Source organism: Actinoplanes couchii, assembly GCF_016862075.1.
Classification (GTDB): domain Bacteria; phylum Actinomycetota; class Actinomycetes; order Mycobacteriales; family Micromonosporaceae; genus Actinoplanes; species Actinoplanes couchii.
Genome location: NZ_BOMG01000054.1, coordinates 43,634 through 60,441 on the forward strand (window position 1 = coordinate 43,634; position 16,808 = coordinate 60,441).

The window sequence follows — 16,808 nt, forward strand, 5'->3', positions numbered from 1 at the left end:
AAGTGGCAGCCGAGGCGGGGCAAGAACCAGCAGCTGAAGCGGGCCGAAAAGCGGCAGCCGAAGCGAGCCAAGAAGCGGAAGACACGGCAGACGCGGCAGGTCGGAAGGGCCGTCACATACTGGCCGCCACCTGCGACGGCCTGACCCTGACGGTGCGTCTGGAGGACACCGATCCGGATCGCTCCCGGCTCGGGCTCACCCCTGCTCCCCCGCTGTCCCCGGCCGAGGTCGAGCACTGGCGAACCTGCCTGGACCAGGCGTGGGAAGTGCTGGTCCGGCGGCACCGACCGGCCGCCGAGACGATGGCCGCGGTGTTGCGGGTGATCGTGCCGGTGCTGCCCGACCCGTCGGCGAAGGGCATCAGCGCCACGTCGGCCGAGGCGTTCGGCGCGGTCGCCATGTCGTCGCCGGCCGACCCGGACGCCCTGGCCACCGGCCTGCTGCACGAATGCCAGCACAGTGTCCTGAACGCCACGAACCTGCTGTTCGACCTGGTGAACCCGGGTGGCCCGCCAGGTTATTCACCGTGGCGGGACGATCCCCGCCCGGCGTTCGGGGTGTTGCACGGCGCCTACGCCTACCTGGCCGTGACGAAATTCCGCCGAGCCGAGAGCAGGCAGAAAAACGGAAGCGCGCAAAAAAACGGAAGCGCGCAAAGGAACGAGAGCGGGCAGGAAGACGAGAAGAGCCGGGCGGCTGCTTTCGAGTTCGCCCGATGGCGTTCAGCGGTGGCCGAGGCCGCTGCCGGGCTTCTGGCCGGCGGTGAGTTGACCCCTGCTGGGGTACGCCTGACCACAGCCCTGCTGACCGAGGTCCAACAGTGGCTGACCGAGCCGGTGGACCTGGAGATCCAGCGGCTGGCCGACCGGGCGAACGCCGACCACCGATCCCGCTGGCGACTGCGGAACCTGACCGTCCCGCCGCAGGAGGTGGCCCGGCTGGTGGCGGCCTGGCACGAGGGCGTCGCCCCGCCGCAGATCACCACGGTGCTGCGCGAGGATTCCGGACGGGAGCTGTCCGATCCCCGTGGACAAGCGGCGGCCCAGGGGACCGTGCTCCCGACGTACCGCAAGCCGGAAGTTCTTCGCGCGGTGACAGTCGCATTGCCGGACGTGCCGGTCCACGCCCTCACGAAATGGCTCTCGTCCTGCACCTGAAAGCCCTTGCCCGTTAACTCAACCGGGCCCGGCGGGAACCGATCTGACTCGCCGGAGGTGGATCGTGGGTCGCAACGCTCTGTGGGACCGGGTACGCGTCGTCGTCGACGACGCGGTGGTGCTCGCGTCGCTGGTACTGCTGGCCTGGCCGGTGGCCGATCCGGCTCAGCCGGGTGGTCCGGCCGGGCGGATCGTCACGCTGGCCGCGGCGGTGTGCCTGGGCCTGGCGGTGCTGCTGCTGGACTCACGCCGGGGACTGCTGCGCCTGATCACCGTGGCCGCGGCGCTGCTGGTGGTGGGTATCCGCGAGGTGACCGCCGGTCTGCCGCCGGGCGGGGTCTGGCTGGTGGTGCTGGTCGCCGCGGCCGGTCTGCTGCGGCAGGTCCTGGGTGCGCGGATCGACCCGGACCGGAACCGGCAGCAGGCCCTGCTGGCGCAGCAGGCGTTCCGTGACCCGCTGACCGGGCTCGGCAACCGGAAGATGTTCACCGAGTACGCCACCGAGGTCATCGCCGAGCCGTCCCGCACCAAGACCGCGGTGATCGTGGTCGACGTGGACGGCCTGAAGGACATCAACGACGTGCTCGGGCACGCGGCCGGTGACGAGCTGCTGCGTGCCGCCGCCAACCGGCTCGCGGTGAACGTCCGGGCCAACGACACGGTGGCCCGGCTGGACGGCGACGAGTTCGCGGTGCTGCTGCCCGGCCTGGAGGACGAGCAGGCCGCGGTCGCGGTCGCCGAGCGGGTCCTCACCGAGCTGCACCGTCCGCTGCAGGTGGGCGGGATGCTGCTGAACATCCGGGCGAGCGCCGGGGTGGCGGTCGCCGACCACACCGGCAACGGTCTCGGCGGGATGCTGCGCCGCGCCGACCAGGCCCTGATCCGGGCCAAGCGGGACGGTGGCGGGGTGGCCCGCCGGTTCGACCCGGTCCTGTTCGCGAAGGCCGAGCAGCGCCGTCTGGCCGAGCAGGATCTGATGCGCGGGCTGGAGGCCGGCGAGTTCGAGGTGCACTACCAGCCGATCGTCGACCTGGACCAGGGCGGCATCACGGTCGGGGTGGAGGCGCTGGTCCGCTGGCGGCACCCGGAGAAGGGTCTGGTCCCGCCGGCGCTGTTCCTGGAGTTGGCCGAGCAGCTGGGCCAGGTGCCCCGGCTCGGCGGCTGGGTGCTGGAGGAGGCCTGCCGGCAGGCGATGGACTGGCAGAACCGGTTCCCCGGCTTCGAGATGAACGTCAACCTGTCCGCCTCCCAGCTCGGCAACCCCAAGCTGATCGACGAGGTACGCGAGGTGCTGCGCCGGACCGGTCTGCCGCCGCAGGACCTGGTGCTGGAGCTGACCGAGTCGGTGGCGCTCACCGACCTGGTCGAGTCGGCCCGGGTGCTGTCCGCCCTGAAGGAGCTGGGTGTCCGGATCGCGCTGGACGACTTCGGCACCGGTTTCTCGTCGCTCAGCCACCTCAGCACCCTGCCGGTGGACGTGGTGAAGATCGACCGCTCGTTCGTGCAGGCGATGCCGGAGACCGGTGGCGCGTCGGTGGCCGAGGCGGTGCTGCACATCGCCCGCACCTTCAACCTGTCGCCGGTGGCCGAGGGTGTCGAGGACGCCGGGCAGGCCGAACGGCTCAAGGAGCTGGGCGCCGGCCGGGCCCAGGGGTACCACTTCGCCCGGCCGATGCCGGCGCTCGGGGTGACCGAGCTGCTCGACAAGCAGAGCCCGGTCGTCATCGACGTCGACGCCGACGTCGCGTCATAGCGGCGGCAGGTCCGTCTCCGTCTCCAGATGCAGGTCGGCGGCGGTCGCCCGGAACACCGGGTGGCCGTCGCCGAACGCTTTCACCAGCCCGTTCAGGGCCTGCTCCCGGGCGGCGTCGTCGGCGCCGATCCGGGCCAGGTTCCACGCGCAGGCCGCGGTGTCCGGGTGGTCGGTGCCGCGGACCGCCTGCGACCGGCGCAGCGTGTCCGCCGCCAGCTCCCGGGACTGCTGCACCTCACCGACCGCGAAGAGATCGGCGGCCAGCCCGTTCGCGCAGCTCAGCGTGAACGGATGGTCGGAGCCGACGCTGCGGCGCAGGCCGCCGAGCACCTCCATGTCGATGGTCCGGGCGTCCGAGTGCCGGCCCGTCGCCCGGACCACCCCGGCCAGCCCCGCCGACGCGGCCAGGGTGAACGGGTGGTCGTCGCCGAGCACCGCGTGATAGCGGATCACCGCACGTTCCAGCATCTCGTGGGCCTCGTCCAGGTCGCCGTCGGCCTGGGCGCAGTTGGCCGCCGAGACCGCCGACGCCAGGGTGTCGACACTCAGCTCACCGAACCGCTTCCGGCTCATCGCCAGGTTCTCTGCGGCCAGCGCCCGGGCCGACGGCTCGCCCCGGCGGCGGGCGGCCATCGCCGCGCACCGGCCGGCCCACAGCGCGAACGGATGGTCGGCCGGGATCGCGTCACCGGGCCGGGTGGCGAGCACGTCGGCCGCCCCCGCGTAGTCGCCGAGCCCGAACAGGTCGAACGCGAGCGCGGCCCGTGACGACACCGTCTCCGGATGCCCGTCCACGAAGATCGCCTGCCGGTGCCGGAGCACCTGCTCGTCCAGTGCCCGGGCGCCCCGGAAATCGCCGAGCAGCCGCAGGTCGGCGGCAAGATTGTTGGCGCAGCGCAGCGCGGTCGGGAAACTCTCCCCGAACAGTCGCCGGTAGCGCACCAGGTTGTCGGCGTCCAACTGCCGGGCCTGTCCGAAATGGCCCTGCATCCGCAGGTCCGCGCCGACACTGTTGGCGGTGGCCAGGGTCGCCTCGTCGTCGGCGCCGACCACCTCCCGCTGGGTACGCAGAGTCTGCAGGTTGAGAGTCCGGGCGTCAGCCGACCGGCCCACCGCGCGCATCGCGTTGGCCAGGTGGAACCCGGCCAGCAGGGTCTGCTCGGCGGACTCGCCCAGCCCGTCGCGCCAGCGGGACACCGCGGCGCTCGCCAGGTCGCGGCTGGAGTCGTAGTCACCGCGGGCGTAGTGGAACCGGATGCAGTTGATCACCAGTTGGCGGATCTCCTCGGCGTCGCCGCCGAGCAGGTCGGAGTGGATCAGGTGCGGGGCGAGTTCGGCGTACCTATACCAGCCCGCCGGATCGTCCGGATCGCCCGGATCACCGGCGGCCAGCATGCCGCGGACCGTCCGCAGCAGCGCCGCGTGCCGCTCCGAACTCAGCTCCTGCCCGAACATGCCCCGGATCAGCGGATGCACGGTCAGCCGCTCACCGGCCGGATCCAGGCCGGCCAGACCGAACCGGGCGATCCGCCGCATCGCCGCCCGCAGCCGGCGCTCCACCCGCACCGTGCGCGCCAGCTCCGGATCCAGCGGCAGGGTCCGCGCCGCCCACAGCAGCCGCCACGAGATCGGCGCGCTGGCCAGGAACGTGCACAACTCCAGCAGCACCCGGTCGGCCGGCGCGGCGGCACCCAGCGCCTCCGCGGCCAGCCCCCACGCCACCCGGATCGGCGTGGGAAAGGCCAGCTCAGCGGCCCGCCGGTCAAAATCCTCCAGATAGCCGGACACCGGGCGGCCGGTCGCCTCACGGACCGCGGCGGCAAGATCCAGCGCCATCGGTACGTCGCCCAGGCGCTCGGCGAGCCGCCCGGCGTCGACGGCGGACAGCTCCGGGGCACGGGCGCGCAGCAGGTCGACGCTGTCCGCCCGGTCGAACACCGGCACCGGCAGACCCTGCGCCACCTCGGTCGTCCACCGTGGATTGCGGCTGGTCACCAGCACGTGCCCGGCGCCGCTGGGCAGGTAGGGGGTGATGTCCTCGGGGCGGTTCGCGTTCTCGAAGACCACCAGCCAGTTCCGGTACGGCTCACCACGGCTCAGCGCATCCCGCACCGCCCCGAGTGTCCGATTGAGATCACGGGACTCGGGCAGCCCGAGTCGCTGGGCCAGCCCGGCCAGCGCGGCCCGGGTTCCGGAGGTCTGCTCGGCGGGTATCCACCAGATCAGGTCGTAGGCTTCGGAGTGGCGATGGGCGTACTCGATGGCCAGTTGGGTACGCCCGGTGCCACCGAGTTGATGTTCCTGACTCGGCAGCAACACCACCGGACCGGTGCCGAGCATCTCCCGCACCCGGGCCAGAAGATCCTCACGGCCCACGAAGCGGGGGTTGCGCGGCGGCAGACCACCACGAATCGGCATGCCGATTACCGTACGTCCAACGATGGCCACAGAAAAGGAGACCCGGTGCCCGACGAGATCCGGACGACCACTCTGGAGCTGACCGGAGAGATCGACATCTCCACGGTCGAGAGTGTGCGGATGACCCTCCTCCGCGCGGTGACCGCCCACCCGCACCGGATCATAGTGAACATGGCCGCCGTCTCGTTCATCGACTCGACCGGCTTGGGCGCGCTGATCGCCGCTTTCCAGCGGGCCCGGGACGCCCACATCGACTTCACCCTGGCCGAGCCCTCCCCCCAGGTCCGCCAGATCCTGATCCTGAGCGGCCTGCTCGAGGTGGTCCCCATCACCCCATAACCGTGATGGCCATCCACATTCGTGTCGCGTTCCGGCACGACCGATTTCGGAGTAGGTGGTGCTCTTCATAGTTGCCGTACTGGTCGGGACAGATGGCGGAGTGCAGCATTCCCGCGTACTGGTCGGCAACCTGCAGGCCGTCATAGCGGCTCGTGTCTTCGAACTTGACTGATCCGTGCAATAGCCGCCAGGGAATCCAGGACGGGTCCGTGTTTCGCTTACGGACGAGGTATGCAGTCGTGTCGTCATGATTGAAACCACGCACGTGACCGAAGGTCGCCTTGATGGCCCGAGCACCACCAGGCCAATAACAGGCAGTCAGCAGTAGGCGCTCCATCATCATGCCCGCGACGTAATTGTAGAAAGCCGCTTGGTCCACACAGAGCACCGACGTGGTGGGGATAGCGGCCTTCTCGAAGATCACGTAGTTGACCTGCAAGTCGTCCAGGGCACCGAGCAACTGGCTGACCAACTGCCTCTTCGGGTAGACCTTGACGTTGTCCTTCCAGTGCAGCGGCTTGTTGGTGGGGATCTGAAAAGTAGTACGCAGATCGGCGACGACGGAACGCATGTCCGGCTCCTTCTCGGCTGCCACGACGACGCCCGCCATGCTGAAGAATCGCGACGACTTGGTGGAGACGCCGCGATCGCCGGTTTCATCGACGTATGCGTAGAGCCCGGGAGTCTGGATCACGGCACGAAGATTAGACGGCGATCAGCGTCGACGCCCCTTTCGTAACTCCCCAGAGGGATAGCGGCCGTTGCAAGACTCACGCCGTGGCGCGGATCGTCTCCAGGGCTGGGAGGCGTTTGCCGATGTAGAGCATCAGGCTCAGGATTGCGGCCAGGATTGCCAGGGCTCCGGCGACGTACCAGGCCAGGGTGTAGGTGCCCAGCTGGTCCCGGACCAGGCCGGCTCCGGTGGCGGCCATTGCGGCGCCGATCTGGTGGGAGGCGAAGACCCAGCCGAAGACTATCGGGCCGGCCTCGCCGAAATACTCCCGGCACAGGATCACCGTCGGGGGGACCGTCGCCACCCAGTCCAGGCCGTAGAAGAGGATGAAGATCAGCATGCTGGGGTGGGCGGTGGCCGCGAACAATGACGGCAAGAACAGCAGGGACAGGCCCCGCAGGGCGTAGTAGCCGCCGAGCAGGATCCGGGCGTCGACCCGGTCGGTCAGCCAACCGGACGCGATCGTTCCGACCACGTCGAAGAGGCCGACCAGGGCCAGCAGACCGGCGGCCGTGGTCTGTGGCATGCCGTGGTCGTGTGCCGCGGGGATGAAGTGGGTGCCGACCAGGCCGTTGGTGGTCGCGCCGCAGATCGCGAAACCGCCGGCCAGCAGCCAGAACGGGCGGGTCTTCGCGGCGTCGCGGAGGGCGCGCAGGGCGTTGCGGGCGGCTCCGCCCGCGGGCGGGGAAGGCTGGACGATCTCGGTGGCGCCGAGGGCGGGCACGTTCAGGTCGGCCGGGTGGTCGCGGAGGCGCCAGGCGATCAGCGGTACGACAGCGAGCGCCGCCACCGACACGGTGGCCGCCGCGGTGCGCCAGCCGTCGGACTCGACGATCCGGGACAGCACCGGGAGGAAGATCAGGTTGCCGGTCGCGCCGGCCGCGGTGAGGATGCCGGTGACCAGGCCGCGGTGTTTCGTGAACCAGCGGCCGGTGATGGTGGCGACGAAACCCAGCGCCAGCGAGCCGGTGCCCAGGCCGACGAGCACACCCCAGCAGAGCATCAGCTGCCAGCTCTGCGTCATCCACAGGGTGAGGCCGGAGCCGGCCGAGACGAGCACCAGCGCGCCCATCGCGACCCGGCGGATCCCGAACCGGTTCATCAGCGCCGCCGCGAACGGCGCGGTCAGTCCGTAGAGCAGCAGGTTCACCGAGACGGCGGCCGAGATGGTGCCGAGTGACCAGCCGAACTCGTCGTGCAGCGGCTGGAGCATGACGGACGGGGTGGACCGGAATCCGGCGGCGCCGAGCAGGGCGACGAAGGTGACCGCGGCCACGAGCCAGGCGGGATGGATACGTCTCACAGTAGGCATCCTGCCGCCTCCCAGGAAACCGGACGAGTGGCCGGAGAGCCATCATGCGCAAGAATCGAGCCATGGTGCATGTCATTTGCGAACTGGTTCTGGACGGCGTGGTCCCGTTCGATCTGGGAGTGCCCGCGCAGATCTTCGGGGCAGCCCGGGACGAATCCGGAAAGAGGCTCTACGACGTGCGGGTCTGCGGCCCTGGGCCGGCCACCACCGAAGCGGGCTTCACCGTGATCCCAAAATACGACATTTCCGAATTGGCCAAAGCGGACACCATCATCGTCCCCGGGATCCATCGGGGTGGGCCGGTCACCGACGGGACCATCGAGCCGGAGATCCGGGACGCGCTCCGCGCGGCGGCGGCCCGGGGCGCCCGGATCGTCTCGATCTGCACCGGGGCGTCGGTGCTGGCCGCGGCGGGTCTCCTGGACGGCCGCCCGGCCGCCACGCACTGGGCCTGGGCGGACCGGATCGGCGGCCTCTACCGAAGCGTGGCGTGGGACTTCGACGTGCTCTTCGTGGACGACGGCGACATCCTGACCTCGGCCGGCGTGGGCGCCGGTGTGGACCTCTGCCTGCACATCATCCGCACCGACCACGGCGCCGGGGCGGCCAACCGGGCGGCCCGCCGTTGCGTGGTGCCGCCCTGGCGGGACGGCGGTCAGGCCCAGTTCATCGAGCGCCCGGTCCCGTCCGCGGGCGGGGAGGGCACCGAGCCGACCCGGGCCTGGGTGCTGGACCGGCTGGCCGAGCCGGTGAGCCTGGAGGAGATGGCCGGGCACGCCCGGATGAGCGTGCGGACGTTCACCAGGCGGTTCCGGGACGAGACCGGGCTCAGCCCGCGGCAGTGGCTGCTGCGTCAGCGGGTGGAGCACGCCCGGATCCTGCTGGAGTCGACCGATCTGGCGGTCGACGCGGTGGCCCGCCGGTCCGGGCTGGGCAGCGCGACGGCGCTGCGCCAGCACATGCACGCGACGATCGGCGTGGCCCCGTCGGCGTACCGGCGGACCTTCCGTCCTGATCTTCAAGCGCTCAGTTCCGGCCGGAAACTTCCGATGGATCACTGAGCCCTCTTTCCGGGTTTCCCGCACGGGAAATCCGGTTCCCCGCCCGAGGAACCCGGCCCCCGAGGAACCCATGGATCAGACCTTCCGCCCGTTGCTCGATGCCCTGAAACAGATCGGGGTGGACCCCGAGGCGGTCGATCGGGCCGCGAACGAGGCCCAGCGCAGCGGCCGGTCGGTACGTGCCGTCCTGATCAACGACCAGGTCGTCACCGAGGAGCAGCTGACCAAGGCGGCCGCCGCGGCGTTCGGCATCAACACCCTGGACCTGGTCGGTTTCACGCCGGACCCGGCCGCGCTGAAACGGATTCCTCTCCCGGTCGTACTGCGGCATCGGGTCCTGGGTCTGGCGATCAACGACGGTGAGCTGGTCGTCGGGGTGACCGACCCGGCCGACGTGGTGGCGCTGGACGACGTGCGGGCGGCGACCGGGATGACCGTGCGCCCGGTGGTGGTGGCGCGCAGCGAGGTCCGCCGGATCATCGAGAAGCTGCAGCGTGAGGGCACCGACCTGGGCGAGATGGCCGAGGAGCAGGCCGATCAGTCCGGGATGTCGGCGCAGACGACGAGCACCGAGGACGCCCCGATCGTCAGGTACGTGAACAGCCTGATCGAGCAGGCCGTCATGAACCGTGCCTCCGACCTGCACCTGGAGCCGACCGAGGACGACATGCGGGTGCGGTACCGGATCGACGGCGTGCTGCACGAGGTGGACCTGGTGCCGCGCGGGGTGATGGCGGCGCTGATCTCCCGTATCAAGATCATGTCCGGGGTCGACATCACCGAGAAGCGGGTGCCGCAGAACGGGCGTATCACCGCGCTGATCCGGGACCGCACGGTCGACCTGCGCACCGCCACGCTGCCCACGGTCTGGGGCGAGAAGATCGTGCTCCGGGTCCTGGACACCGGCGGCATCGACCTGGATCTGAGCAAACTCGGCTTCACCCAGCACAACCTGGACCGCTTCTCCGCGTCGTTCAGCAAACCGCACGGCATGGTGCTGGTGACCGGCCCGACCGGGTCCGGCAAATCCACCACGCTGTACGCCACCCTCGGCAAGATCAGCCGCCCCGAGGTCAACGTGATCACCGTCGAGGACCCGGTCGAGTACCGGCTGCGCGGCATCAACCAGGTGCAGGTCAACGTCAAGGCGGGGCTGACGTTCGCGGCGGTGCTGCCGGCCATCCTGCGGACCGACCCGGACGTGGTCCTGATCGGTGAGATCCGGGACGGGGCCACCGCGAACATCGCCGTCGAGGCCGCCCTCACCGGTCACCTACTGCTCTCCACGCTGCACACCAACGACGCCCCGGGCGCGGTCACCCGGCTCACCGAGATGGGCATCGAGCCGTTCCTGGTCGGCTCCTCGCTGGACTGTGTGCTCGCCCAGCGGCTGGCCCGGCGGATCTGCGACTGGTGCAAGGAGCAGTACACCCCGACCGAGGAGGAGGTGATGGCCGCCAACTGGCCGGTCCAGGATCTCGCCTACCCCGAGTCGCTGTTCCGCCCGGTGGGCTGCCGGAACTGCGCGAACACCGGGTACAAGGGCCGGATCGCGATCCACGAGGTGATGCCGGTCAGCCCGGAGATCGAGTCGCTGACCATCCGGCGCGCCTCGGCCGGCGAGATCCGCGACGTCGCCGTCGCCCAGGGCATGTACGACCTGCGGGCCGACGGGCTGGCCAAGGCGGCCGGCGGGCTCACCTCGATCCGCGAGGTCAGCCGGGTCGCCGTCTGAGCGCAACTGATCCGCTACTAAACCCGGTCCTCCCGGTGCCGATTCAACAGTCGACAGCAACACCGAAGCCGGGGAGAACAGATGACCACGCTCCAGCACGAGGTACCGGAGGCGACGTCCGCCGGAACCCCGGAGAACCTGGAGGTGCTCGACAGTCTGCTCGTCACCCTGGTCGACCAGGGCGGGTCGGACCTGCACCTCACCGTCGGCTCGCCGCCGATGATCCGGGTGAACGGCGACCTGCGGGCGGTCATCGGGTACGGCAAACTCAACAACTCGGACACCGAACTGCTCGCCAGCGCGGCGGTCAGCCGGGCCCAGTGGCACACCTTCCTGGCCGACCGGGAACTCGACTTCGCGCACAGCATCGTCGGCGTCTCCCGGTTCCGCGGCAACCTGTACCGGCAGCGGAACTCGTGCGGCGCGGTCTTCCGGGCCATCCCGCACAAGATCAAGCCGCTGGACGAGCTGGGCATGCCGGAGTCGGTGTCCCGGTTCGCCCACCTGCCCCGTGGCCTGGTCCTGGTGACCGGCCCGACCGGGTCCGGTAAGACCACCACCCTGGCGTCGCTGCTAGACCTGGCCAACCGCAGCCGGGCCGACCACATCATCACCATCGAGGACCCGATCGAGTTCCTGCACCCGCACAAGCGGTGTGTGGTGAACCAGCGGGAGGTCGGCACCGACACCGGCGACTTCGCCAGCGCGCTGAAACACGCGCTGCGGCAGGACCCGGACATCATCCTGGTCGGCGAGCTGCGCGACCTGGAGACCACCGCCACCGCCCTGACCGCGGCCGAGACCGGTCACCTGGTGATGGCGACCCTGCACACGCAGAGCGCCACCCAGACCATCGACCGGGTCATCGACATCTTCCCGCCGCACCAGCAGCTGCAGATCCGCGCCCAGCTGGCGGCCAGTCTGCAGGGCGTGATCACGCAGGCGCTGGCGCCGACCGCGGACGGAAAGGGGCGGTCGGTGATCTGCGAGATCCTCACCTGCACGCCTGCCATCCGCAGCCTGATCCGGGAGGGCAAGACCCATCAGATCCCGTCGTTCATGCAGGCCGGCGGCAACGAGGGAATGCTCTCGTTCGACCAGCACCTGGCCGAGAAGATCCGGGACGGGATCATCTCGCTGTCGACGGCTCTGGAGATCTGTCACTCCGCCGATGAACTCAAGCGTCTCGCGGGACGGGGCTGAGCATGGCCAACACCAAGACGTACGCCTACTCCGCGCTGGACTCGGCCGGCAAGAAGGCCAAGGGCACCATCGAGGCGCCGAACGAGGCCGCCGCCACGCACATGCTGCGGGCCCGGGGCGAGGTGCCGCTGGAGGTGACCGAGACCGGGCACGGCCTCCAGATGGAGATCAAGATCCCCGGGCTGGGCGGCCGGGTCAAGCTCAAGGATCTGGCCGTCTTCGCGCGGCAGTTCGCCACCATGACCTCGTCCGGCATGTCGCTGCTGCGATCGCTGTCGATCCTGGAGGAGCAGACGTCGGCGCAGTCGCTGAAGAAGGCGATCGCCGAGGTCCGCGCGGACGTGGCCGCCGGTAGCGGGCTGTCCCAGTCGATGGCCAAGCACGACCGGATCTTCCCGCGCCTGATGATCGCCATGATCCGGGCCGGCGAGACCGGCGGCATGATCGACAAGGCTCTGGAGCAGATCGCCGAGAGCCTGGAGAAGGACACCGTGCTGCGCGGCAAGATCAAGGCCGCGCTGACCTATCCGGCGATCGTGCTGGGCTTCACCTTCGTCATGATCGCCGGTGTTCTGATCTTCATCGTCCCGATCTTCGAGGGCATGTTCAAGAGTCTCGGCGGAGCGCTGCCGGCGCCGACCCAGTTCCTGGTCACGGCCAGCCACAACATGGGCTGGATCGGGCCGCTGGTCATCAGCGTCTCGATCGTGACGATGGTGGTGCACAAACGGCAGACGCGCACCAGCGAGAACTACCGGCTCCGAATCGACCAGATCAAGATGCGCACGCCGGTCTTCGGGCAGCTGCTGCGCAAACTCGCCATGAGCCGGTTCGCCCGCAACCTCGGCCTGCTGCTGAACGTAGGTGTTCCGGTCATGCAGGCCCTCGCGGTGGTCGGTGAGACCACCGGCAACGAGGTCATCAACGCGGCGATGAAGGACGTCCAGTCGACGGTTCGGGACGGCCAGACGATGTCCACGGCACTCCGGCGCCACCCGATCTTCCCGACCATGGTCACCCAGATGATCGAAGTCGGCGAGGAGAGCGGCCAGATCAGTCAGATGCTGGACAAGGTTGCCGATTTCTACGACAGAGAGGTCGATACCGCCGCCGAGTCACTGACCGCGTCCATCGAGCCCATCATGGTCGTCGTCATGGGCACCGTGGTCGGCGGCATGGTCATCTGCCTCTACCTGCCGATGTTCACCATCGGTCAGAGCATTCAGAACTAACGATTTCCCGGCCGACTCCCGACGGCCGTAGCACCAAACCCATCCCCTGCTCCACCCGACCGCCCATGGAGGCACCCCGAAATGCAGGACATCATCGCTCGTCTGCGCGCCGGCAAGAAGAACGACGAAGGCTTCACCCTCATCGAACTTCTGGTCGTCGTGGTCATCATCGGCGTCCTGGTCGCGATCGCCGTGCCGGTGTACCTGAACTACCGCCAGGGTGCGGCCGACAAGTCGGCGCAGTCCGACGTCCGAGGTGCGATCAGCGCGGTCGAGCAGTTCTACACCAACAACGGCAACAAGTACCCGGCCACTCAGACCACCAAGACCAACGACGGCACCGACGCGAACAAGACGATTGTCCTGTCGGTCACCGGGGGCACCAACGGGACCATCACCCTTTCCGACAAGACCCAGCTCAGCTACGTCCCGGTCGGAACTCCGGTGACCTCTTACAAGATCTGTGCGAAGAACGAGGGCGGCACCGCCGATCGTTGGTACCTGTACGAAAGCACGGCCGGCGGCTCCGTCACCACCGCCGGCAAGCTCACGCCGGCCACCTGCGCGACTACTCCCTGACATACCAGGCTTGGGTGGCGCCGGAACCGGCGCCACCCAAGCCCCTGTTCTGCCGAACCCGAGGAGGACCACCGTGACACAGGCCCCGCTGTACGTCGTGGTGGCCCTCCTCGGCCTGGTCATAGGTTCATTCCTGAACGTGGTGATCCACCGGGTGCCCCGCGGCGAGTCCCTGGTCCGGCCCGGCTCACACTGCCCGGAGTGCGGCAACGCGGTCCGGGCCCGGCACAACGTCCCGGTGCTCGGCTGGCTGATCCTGCGGGGCCGGTGCGCCGACTGCGGCACCCGGATCAGCGCCCGCTACCCGCTGGTCGAGGCCGGCACCGCGCTGCTGTTCGTCGCGGTCGCCGCCCGATTCGGCTGGTCCTGGGAACTGCCCGCCTACCTCTACCTGGCCGCCGTCGCGATCGCTCTGGCGCTGATCGATCTCGACGTCATGCGACTGCCCAACAAGATCGTGATTCCGTCGTACGGCGTAGCGATCGCTCTGTTGGTCCCGGTCTCCCTGACGACCGGCGACCCGGCCGACCTGATCCGTGGTCTGCTGGCGGCCGGCCTGCTCTATGTGATGTACCTGCTGCTCGCGATGTGGGGCATGGGCGGCGGCGACGTGAAGCTCGCCCCGCTGCTCGGCTTCTACCTCGGCTGGCTCGGCTGGGGCGCGGTCGCGGTCGGTGTCTTCGCCGGTTTCCTGCTCGGTGGCGTGGTCGGTGGGGTGCTGCTCACCCTCAAGCTGGTCAGCCGCAAGAGCCGGATCCCGTTCGGCCCGTACATGCTGGCCGGCGCCTTCCTGGCGGTCTTCGCCGCCGCGCCGCTCACCTCCTGGTACTCGAACCTCCTCCTGCCCGCCTGAAGAACCGCTGAACGGAAGGGAAGAACGATGGCTGGTGCCACACCGATCGGGCTGGACATCGGCTCGTCCTCCATCCGGGCCGTGGAGGTCCGCCGCACCAAGGACGAGTACTCACTGATCAACTTCGGCCAGTTCCCGCTGGAAACCGGCACCGTGGTGGCCGGTGTGGTGCAGAACCCGGTCGGGCTCACCTCCGCCCTCAAACAGCTCTGGGCGGCCAGCAAGTTCGGCAGCAAGCGGGTCAACCTGGCGGTCACCAACCCGCAGCTGGTGGTCCGGGAGACCTCGATCGCCAACCTGCCGGCCAACCAGCGGCGCCAGGCCCTGCCGTTCCAAGTCAAGGAGCAGCTCCCGCTCGCGGTCGAGCGTTCCCTGCTGGACTTCTACCCGCTCGAGCAGCCGGGCGACGACCAGACCGTCCGCGGCCTGCTGATCGCCATGCCCAAGGAGGCGGTCCTGGACCTGGTGCACGCGGTCCAGAAGGCCGGCCTCAAGGTCAACGGCGTCGACCTGGCCACGTTCGCCATGCTGCGCTCGGCCTCCCGGCTGGACACCCAGGTCGAGGCGCTGGTCGACATCGGCGCCAACATCACCAGCGTGGTGGTGCACGCCGACGGCGAGCCGATGTTCGTCCGCACGCTGCCCCGCGGCGGCTCGGAGATCACCGACAACATCGCCACCCGGCTGGGCGTCTCCACCATCGAGGCGGAGTCCCTCAAGTGCCGCTTCGGCATGCACGGCGACGGCAACCCGGACACCGTGGCCGCCCTGGTCGACGCGGTCCGCCCGCTGGTCAGCGAGCTGCGCAGCTCGTTCGCCTACCTGGCCTCGGGCGAGCGGCAGAAGCAGGTCAGCCGGATCGCCCTCTGCGGGGGCAGCGCCCTGATGCCCGGTCTCGCCGCACACCTCCAGGAGCAGCTGGGCGTCGCGGTGATGTACGCGGACAGCGCGGCCCGGCTCCGGGACACCCGCAAGGCCCGTGAACAAGGTTTCGACAGTTTCGTCCCGTCGGCGGCGGTGTCGATCGGCCTCACCCTCGGAGCAGCCTGATGAGCACCGCCCTGATGCCCATTGACCCGTCGGTGTCGCCCCAGCAGGCCGCCCGGATCCTCACCATCCGGGCCGACCTGATGCCACCGGAGATCCGGGAGAGCCGGCGGTCCCGGGTCACCCGGTCGGTGGTCGTGGTCCTGGTGGTCGCCACGCTCGCCGTCCTGGGCGCCTGGTACGCCCAGGCGACCATCGCCAAGCAGAACGCCGAGGAGGAGTACAACGACACCTTCCAGTCCCTGACCTCGGTCCGCTCCGCGCAGAAGACCGACGAACTGAAGGCTCTCGTCGAGTACCAGGACGGCGGAACGACCCTGAACACCGAACTGTCCGCGGTGATGGCCAGCGACCTGTCCTGGACCAACATGCTCTCCCTCATCCGGGATCGTGCCGCCGGCACCAAGGTGACGCTCAGCCAGATCGACGCGGGCCTGAGCGAGCAGGCGGCCGGTACCAGCACCGAGGCGAGCACTGCGATCGGCACCCTGACGATCACCGGCACAGCCGAGAACAAGCGGGTCGTGGCTGACTTCGTCAATGAGTTCGGTGATCTGAAGGACGTGGTCAACCCGTTCGTGACGAGCGTGACGAACTCCGGCACCGGCGTGGCCTTCACGGTCACCATCAGCATCACCAAGGAGGCGCTCTGCGGGCGCTTCACCACCGACTGCCCGAGCAAGGGGAAGTGATGACAACACGTCGCATCGACCAGCTCTGGCTCTTCGGCGGGCTGACCCTGGCCATCCTGCTGGTGGTCGGTGGCTACTTCCTCCTGATCGGTCCGCAGTACACCGCCCGGGACACCGTTCAGAACGACACCGCGGACACCGTCCTGCAGCTCAGCAAGGAGCAGAAGAAGCTCGGCGAGCTGAAGGACCAGCTCAAGAACGTCGCCGAGTACAAGGAGACCCTGGCCACCGCGCAGAAGGCCCTGCCGTACGGCGAGACCACCAACCAGATCCCCGAGTTCTTGAAGGAGCTCCAGGCACTCGGCGTGAAGTACGACGTCAACGTCAGTGGCTATGGTGCGTCCGCGCCGCAGGAGCTGAAGGACACTCCCACGGTGTCCGAACTGCCGATCACCCTGAACATCGAGGGCGACGTAGACAAGATCACCAGCTTCGTCAAGCAGCTGCAGACCGAGCAGCCCCGGTCGGTGCTCATCAAGTCGGCCAACTACGGCGCGAGCACCGGTCAGTGGACGCTGTCGCTGTCGCTGACCGCCTTCATCACCTCGACGCAGACCCGGACCGTCAGCTCCTGACCGTGTCACAGTTGGCTGTGCGATTCCTATGTATACGCCGGATGCTCTCGCAATCCCCCGAAATGACGGATATCGTGGTGCTCGGGTCCGCGCCGTTCCCCCCGTAGCGGCGCGGGCCC

General features: G+C 69.2%; 15 protein-coding genes. 12 read left to right on the forward strand and 3 right to left on the reverse strand.

Translation table 11 applies throughout. The features are described 5' to 3' along the window. Positions 1-152: 152 nt before the first annotated feature. A complete protein-coding gene (locus Aco03nite_RS21085; protein WP_239145320.1) occupies positions 153-1,157 on the forward strand; it encodes an aKG-HExxH-type peptide beta-hydroxylase in 1,005 nt (334 codons plus the stop codon). 64 nt (positions 1,158-1,221) lie between these two features. After that, positions 1,222-2,910, forward strand: a complete 1,689-nt coding sequence (locus tag Aco03nite_RS21090; protein WP_203797105.1) for a putative bifunctional diguanylate cyclase/phosphodiesterase — start codon at positions 1,222-1,224, stop codon at positions 2,908-2,910. On the opposite strand, the gene fxsT is transcribed toward Aco03nite_RS21090, so the two are convergent. Beyond that, positions 2,905-5,328, reverse strand: a complete 2,424-nt coding sequence (gene fxsT / locus Aco03nite_RS21095) for an FxSxx-COOH system tetratricopeptide repeat protein (RefSeq protein ID WP_203797106.1) — start codon at positions 5,326-5,328, stop codon at positions 2,905-2,907. The genes Aco03nite_RS21090 and fxsT overlap by 6 nt on opposite strands. Before the next feature lie 45 nt (positions 5,329-5,373). On the opposite strand from fxsT, the gene Aco03nite_RS21100 reads away from it, so the two are divergent. Beyond that, a complete protein-coding gene (locus tag Aco03nite_RS21100) occupies positions 5,374-5,667 on the forward strand; it encodes an STAS domain-containing protein (protein ID WP_203797107.1) in 294 nt (97 codons plus the stop codon). Here the strand turns inward: Aco03nite_RS21100 and Aco03nite_RS21105 are convergent. Together Aco03nite_RS21105 and Aco03nite_RS21110 are read right to left on the reverse strand one after the other, a co-directional pair. Beyond that, positions 5,657-6,361 (reverse strand): DUF3800 domain-containing protein, encoded by a 705-nt coding sequence (locus Aco03nite_RS21105; RefSeq protein ID WP_203797108.1) that lies wholly within the window; start codon positions 6,359-6,361, stop codon positions 5,657-5,659. The genes Aco03nite_RS21100 and Aco03nite_RS21105 overlap by 11 nt on opposite strands. 76 nt (positions 6,362-6,437) lie before the next feature. Further along, on the reverse strand, positions 6,438-7,712 hold the full coding sequence (locus tag Aco03nite_RS21110) for an MFS transporter (RefSeq protein WP_203797109.1): 1,275 nt from the start codon (positions 7,710-7,712) through the stop codon (positions 6,438-6,440). 62 nt (positions 7,713-7,774) lie between these two features. On the opposite strand from Aco03nite_RS21110, the gene Aco03nite_RS21115 reads away from it, so the two are divergent. The 9 genes from Aco03nite_RS21115 to Aco03nite_RS21155 all read left to right on the forward strand — a co-directional run bounded on the left by Aco03nite_RS21115 (position 7,775) and on the right by Aco03nite_RS21155 (position 16,689). Beyond that, positions 7,775-8,773: a GlxA family transcriptional regulator gene (locus Aco03nite_RS21115; RefSeq protein ID WP_239145321.1), complete on the forward strand. Its 999-nt coding sequence runs from the start codon at positions 7,775-7,777 to the stop codon at positions 8,771-8,773. Positions 8,774-8,843: 70 nt separating this feature from the next. Beyond that, positions 8,844-10,508 carry a GspE/PulE family protein gene (locus Aco03nite_RS21120; RefSeq protein ID WP_203797111.1) on the forward strand — a complete coding sequence of 555 codons (1,665 nt, stop codon included), beginning with the start codon at positions 8,844-8,846 and terminating at the stop codon, positions 10,506-10,508. An 81-nt stretch (positions 10,509-10,589) separates the two neighbouring features. Continuing rightward, positions 10,590-11,711, forward strand: a complete 1,122-nt coding sequence (locus Aco03nite_RS21125) for a type IV pilus twitching motility protein PilT (RefSeq protein ID WP_203797112.1) — start codon at positions 10,590-10,592, stop codon at positions 11,709-11,711. A gap of 2 nt (positions 11,712-11,713) precedes the next feature. Further along, positions 11,714-12,943, forward strand: coding sequence for a type II secretion system F family protein (locus Aco03nite_RS21130; protein ID WP_203797113.1), 1,230 nt, complete (start codon positions 11,714-11,716; stop codon positions 12,941-12,943). An 81-nt stretch (positions 12,944-13,024) separates the two neighbouring features. Further along, positions 13,025-13,522 (forward strand): type II secretion system protein, encoded by a 498-nt coding sequence (locus Aco03nite_RS21135; protein WP_203797114.1) that lies wholly within the window; start codon positions 13,025-13,027, stop codon positions 13,520-13,522. 73 nt (positions 13,523-13,595) lie between these two features. After that, entirely contained in the window at positions 13,596-14,375 is a 780-nt protein-coding gene (locus Aco03nite_RS21140; RefSeq protein ID WP_203797115.1) for a prepilin peptidase, read from the forward strand. Positions 14,376-14,402: 27 nt separating this feature from the next. Beyond that, positions 14,403-15,425, forward strand: a complete 1,023-nt coding sequence (gene pilM / locus Aco03nite_RS21145) for a type IV pilus assembly protein PilM (RefSeq protein ID WP_203797120.1) — start codon at positions 14,403-14,405, stop codon at positions 15,423-15,425. Beyond that, positions 15,425-16,114: a PilN family protein gene (locus tag Aco03nite_RS21150; protein ID WP_203797122.1), complete on the forward strand. Its 690-nt coding sequence runs from the start codon at positions 15,425-15,427 to the stop codon at positions 16,112-16,114. The genes pilM and Aco03nite_RS21150 overlap by 1 nt, the downstream gene beginning before the upstream one ends. Beyond that, positions 16,114-16,689, forward strand: coding sequence for a type 4a pilus biogenesis protein PilO (locus Aco03nite_RS21155; protein ID WP_203797124.1), 576 nt, complete (start codon positions 16,114-16,116; stop codon positions 16,687-16,689). The genes Aco03nite_RS21150 and Aco03nite_RS21155 overlap by 1 nt, the downstream gene beginning before the upstream one ends. Positions 16,690-16,808: the final 119 nt, after the last annotated feature.

Excerpts from the sequence above, each read along its gene's own strand:
- Aco03nite_RS21150 (WP_203797122.1), top strand. The coding sequence starts at position 15,425 with ATGAGCACCGCCCTGATGCCCATTGACCCGTCGGTGTCGCCCCAGCAG.
- fxsT (WP_203797106.1), bottom strand. The coding sequence starts at position 5,328 with ATGCCGATTCGTGGTGGTCTGCCGCCGCGCAACCCCCGCTTCGTGGGC.
- Aco03nite_RS21115 (WP_239145321.1), top strand. The coding sequence starts at position 7,775 with ATGGTGCATGTCATTTGCGAACTGGTTCTGGACGGCGTGGTCCCGTTC.
- Aco03nite_RS21120 (WP_203797111.1), top strand. The coding sequence starts at position 8,844 with ATGGATCAGACCTTCCGCCCGTTGCTCGATGCCCTGAAACAGATCGGG.
- Aco03nite_RS21135 (WP_203797114.1), top strand. The coding sequence starts at position 13,025 with ATGCAGGACATCATCGCTCGTCTGCGCGCCGGCAAGAAGAACGACGAA.
- Aco03nite_RS21125 (WP_203797112.1), top strand. The coding sequence starts at position 10,590 with ATGACCACGCTCCAGCACGAGGTACCGGAGGCGACGTCCGCCGGAACC.
- Aco03nite_RS21155 (WP_203797124.1), top strand. The coding sequence starts at position 16,114 with ATGACAACACGTCGCATCGACCAGCTCTGGCTCTTCGGCGGGCTGACC.
- pilM (WP_203797120.1), top strand. The coding sequence starts at position 14,403 with ATGGCTGGTGCCACACCGATCGGGCTGGACATCGGCTCGTCCTCCATC.
- Aco03nite_RS21130 (WP_203797113.1), top strand. The coding sequence starts at position 11,714 with ATGGCCAACACCAAGACGTACGCCTACTCCGCGCTGGACTCGGCCGGC.
- Aco03nite_RS21110 (WP_203797109.1), bottom strand. The coding sequence starts at position 7,712 with ATGCCTACTGTGAGACGTATCCATCCCGCCTGGCTCGTGGCCGCGGTC.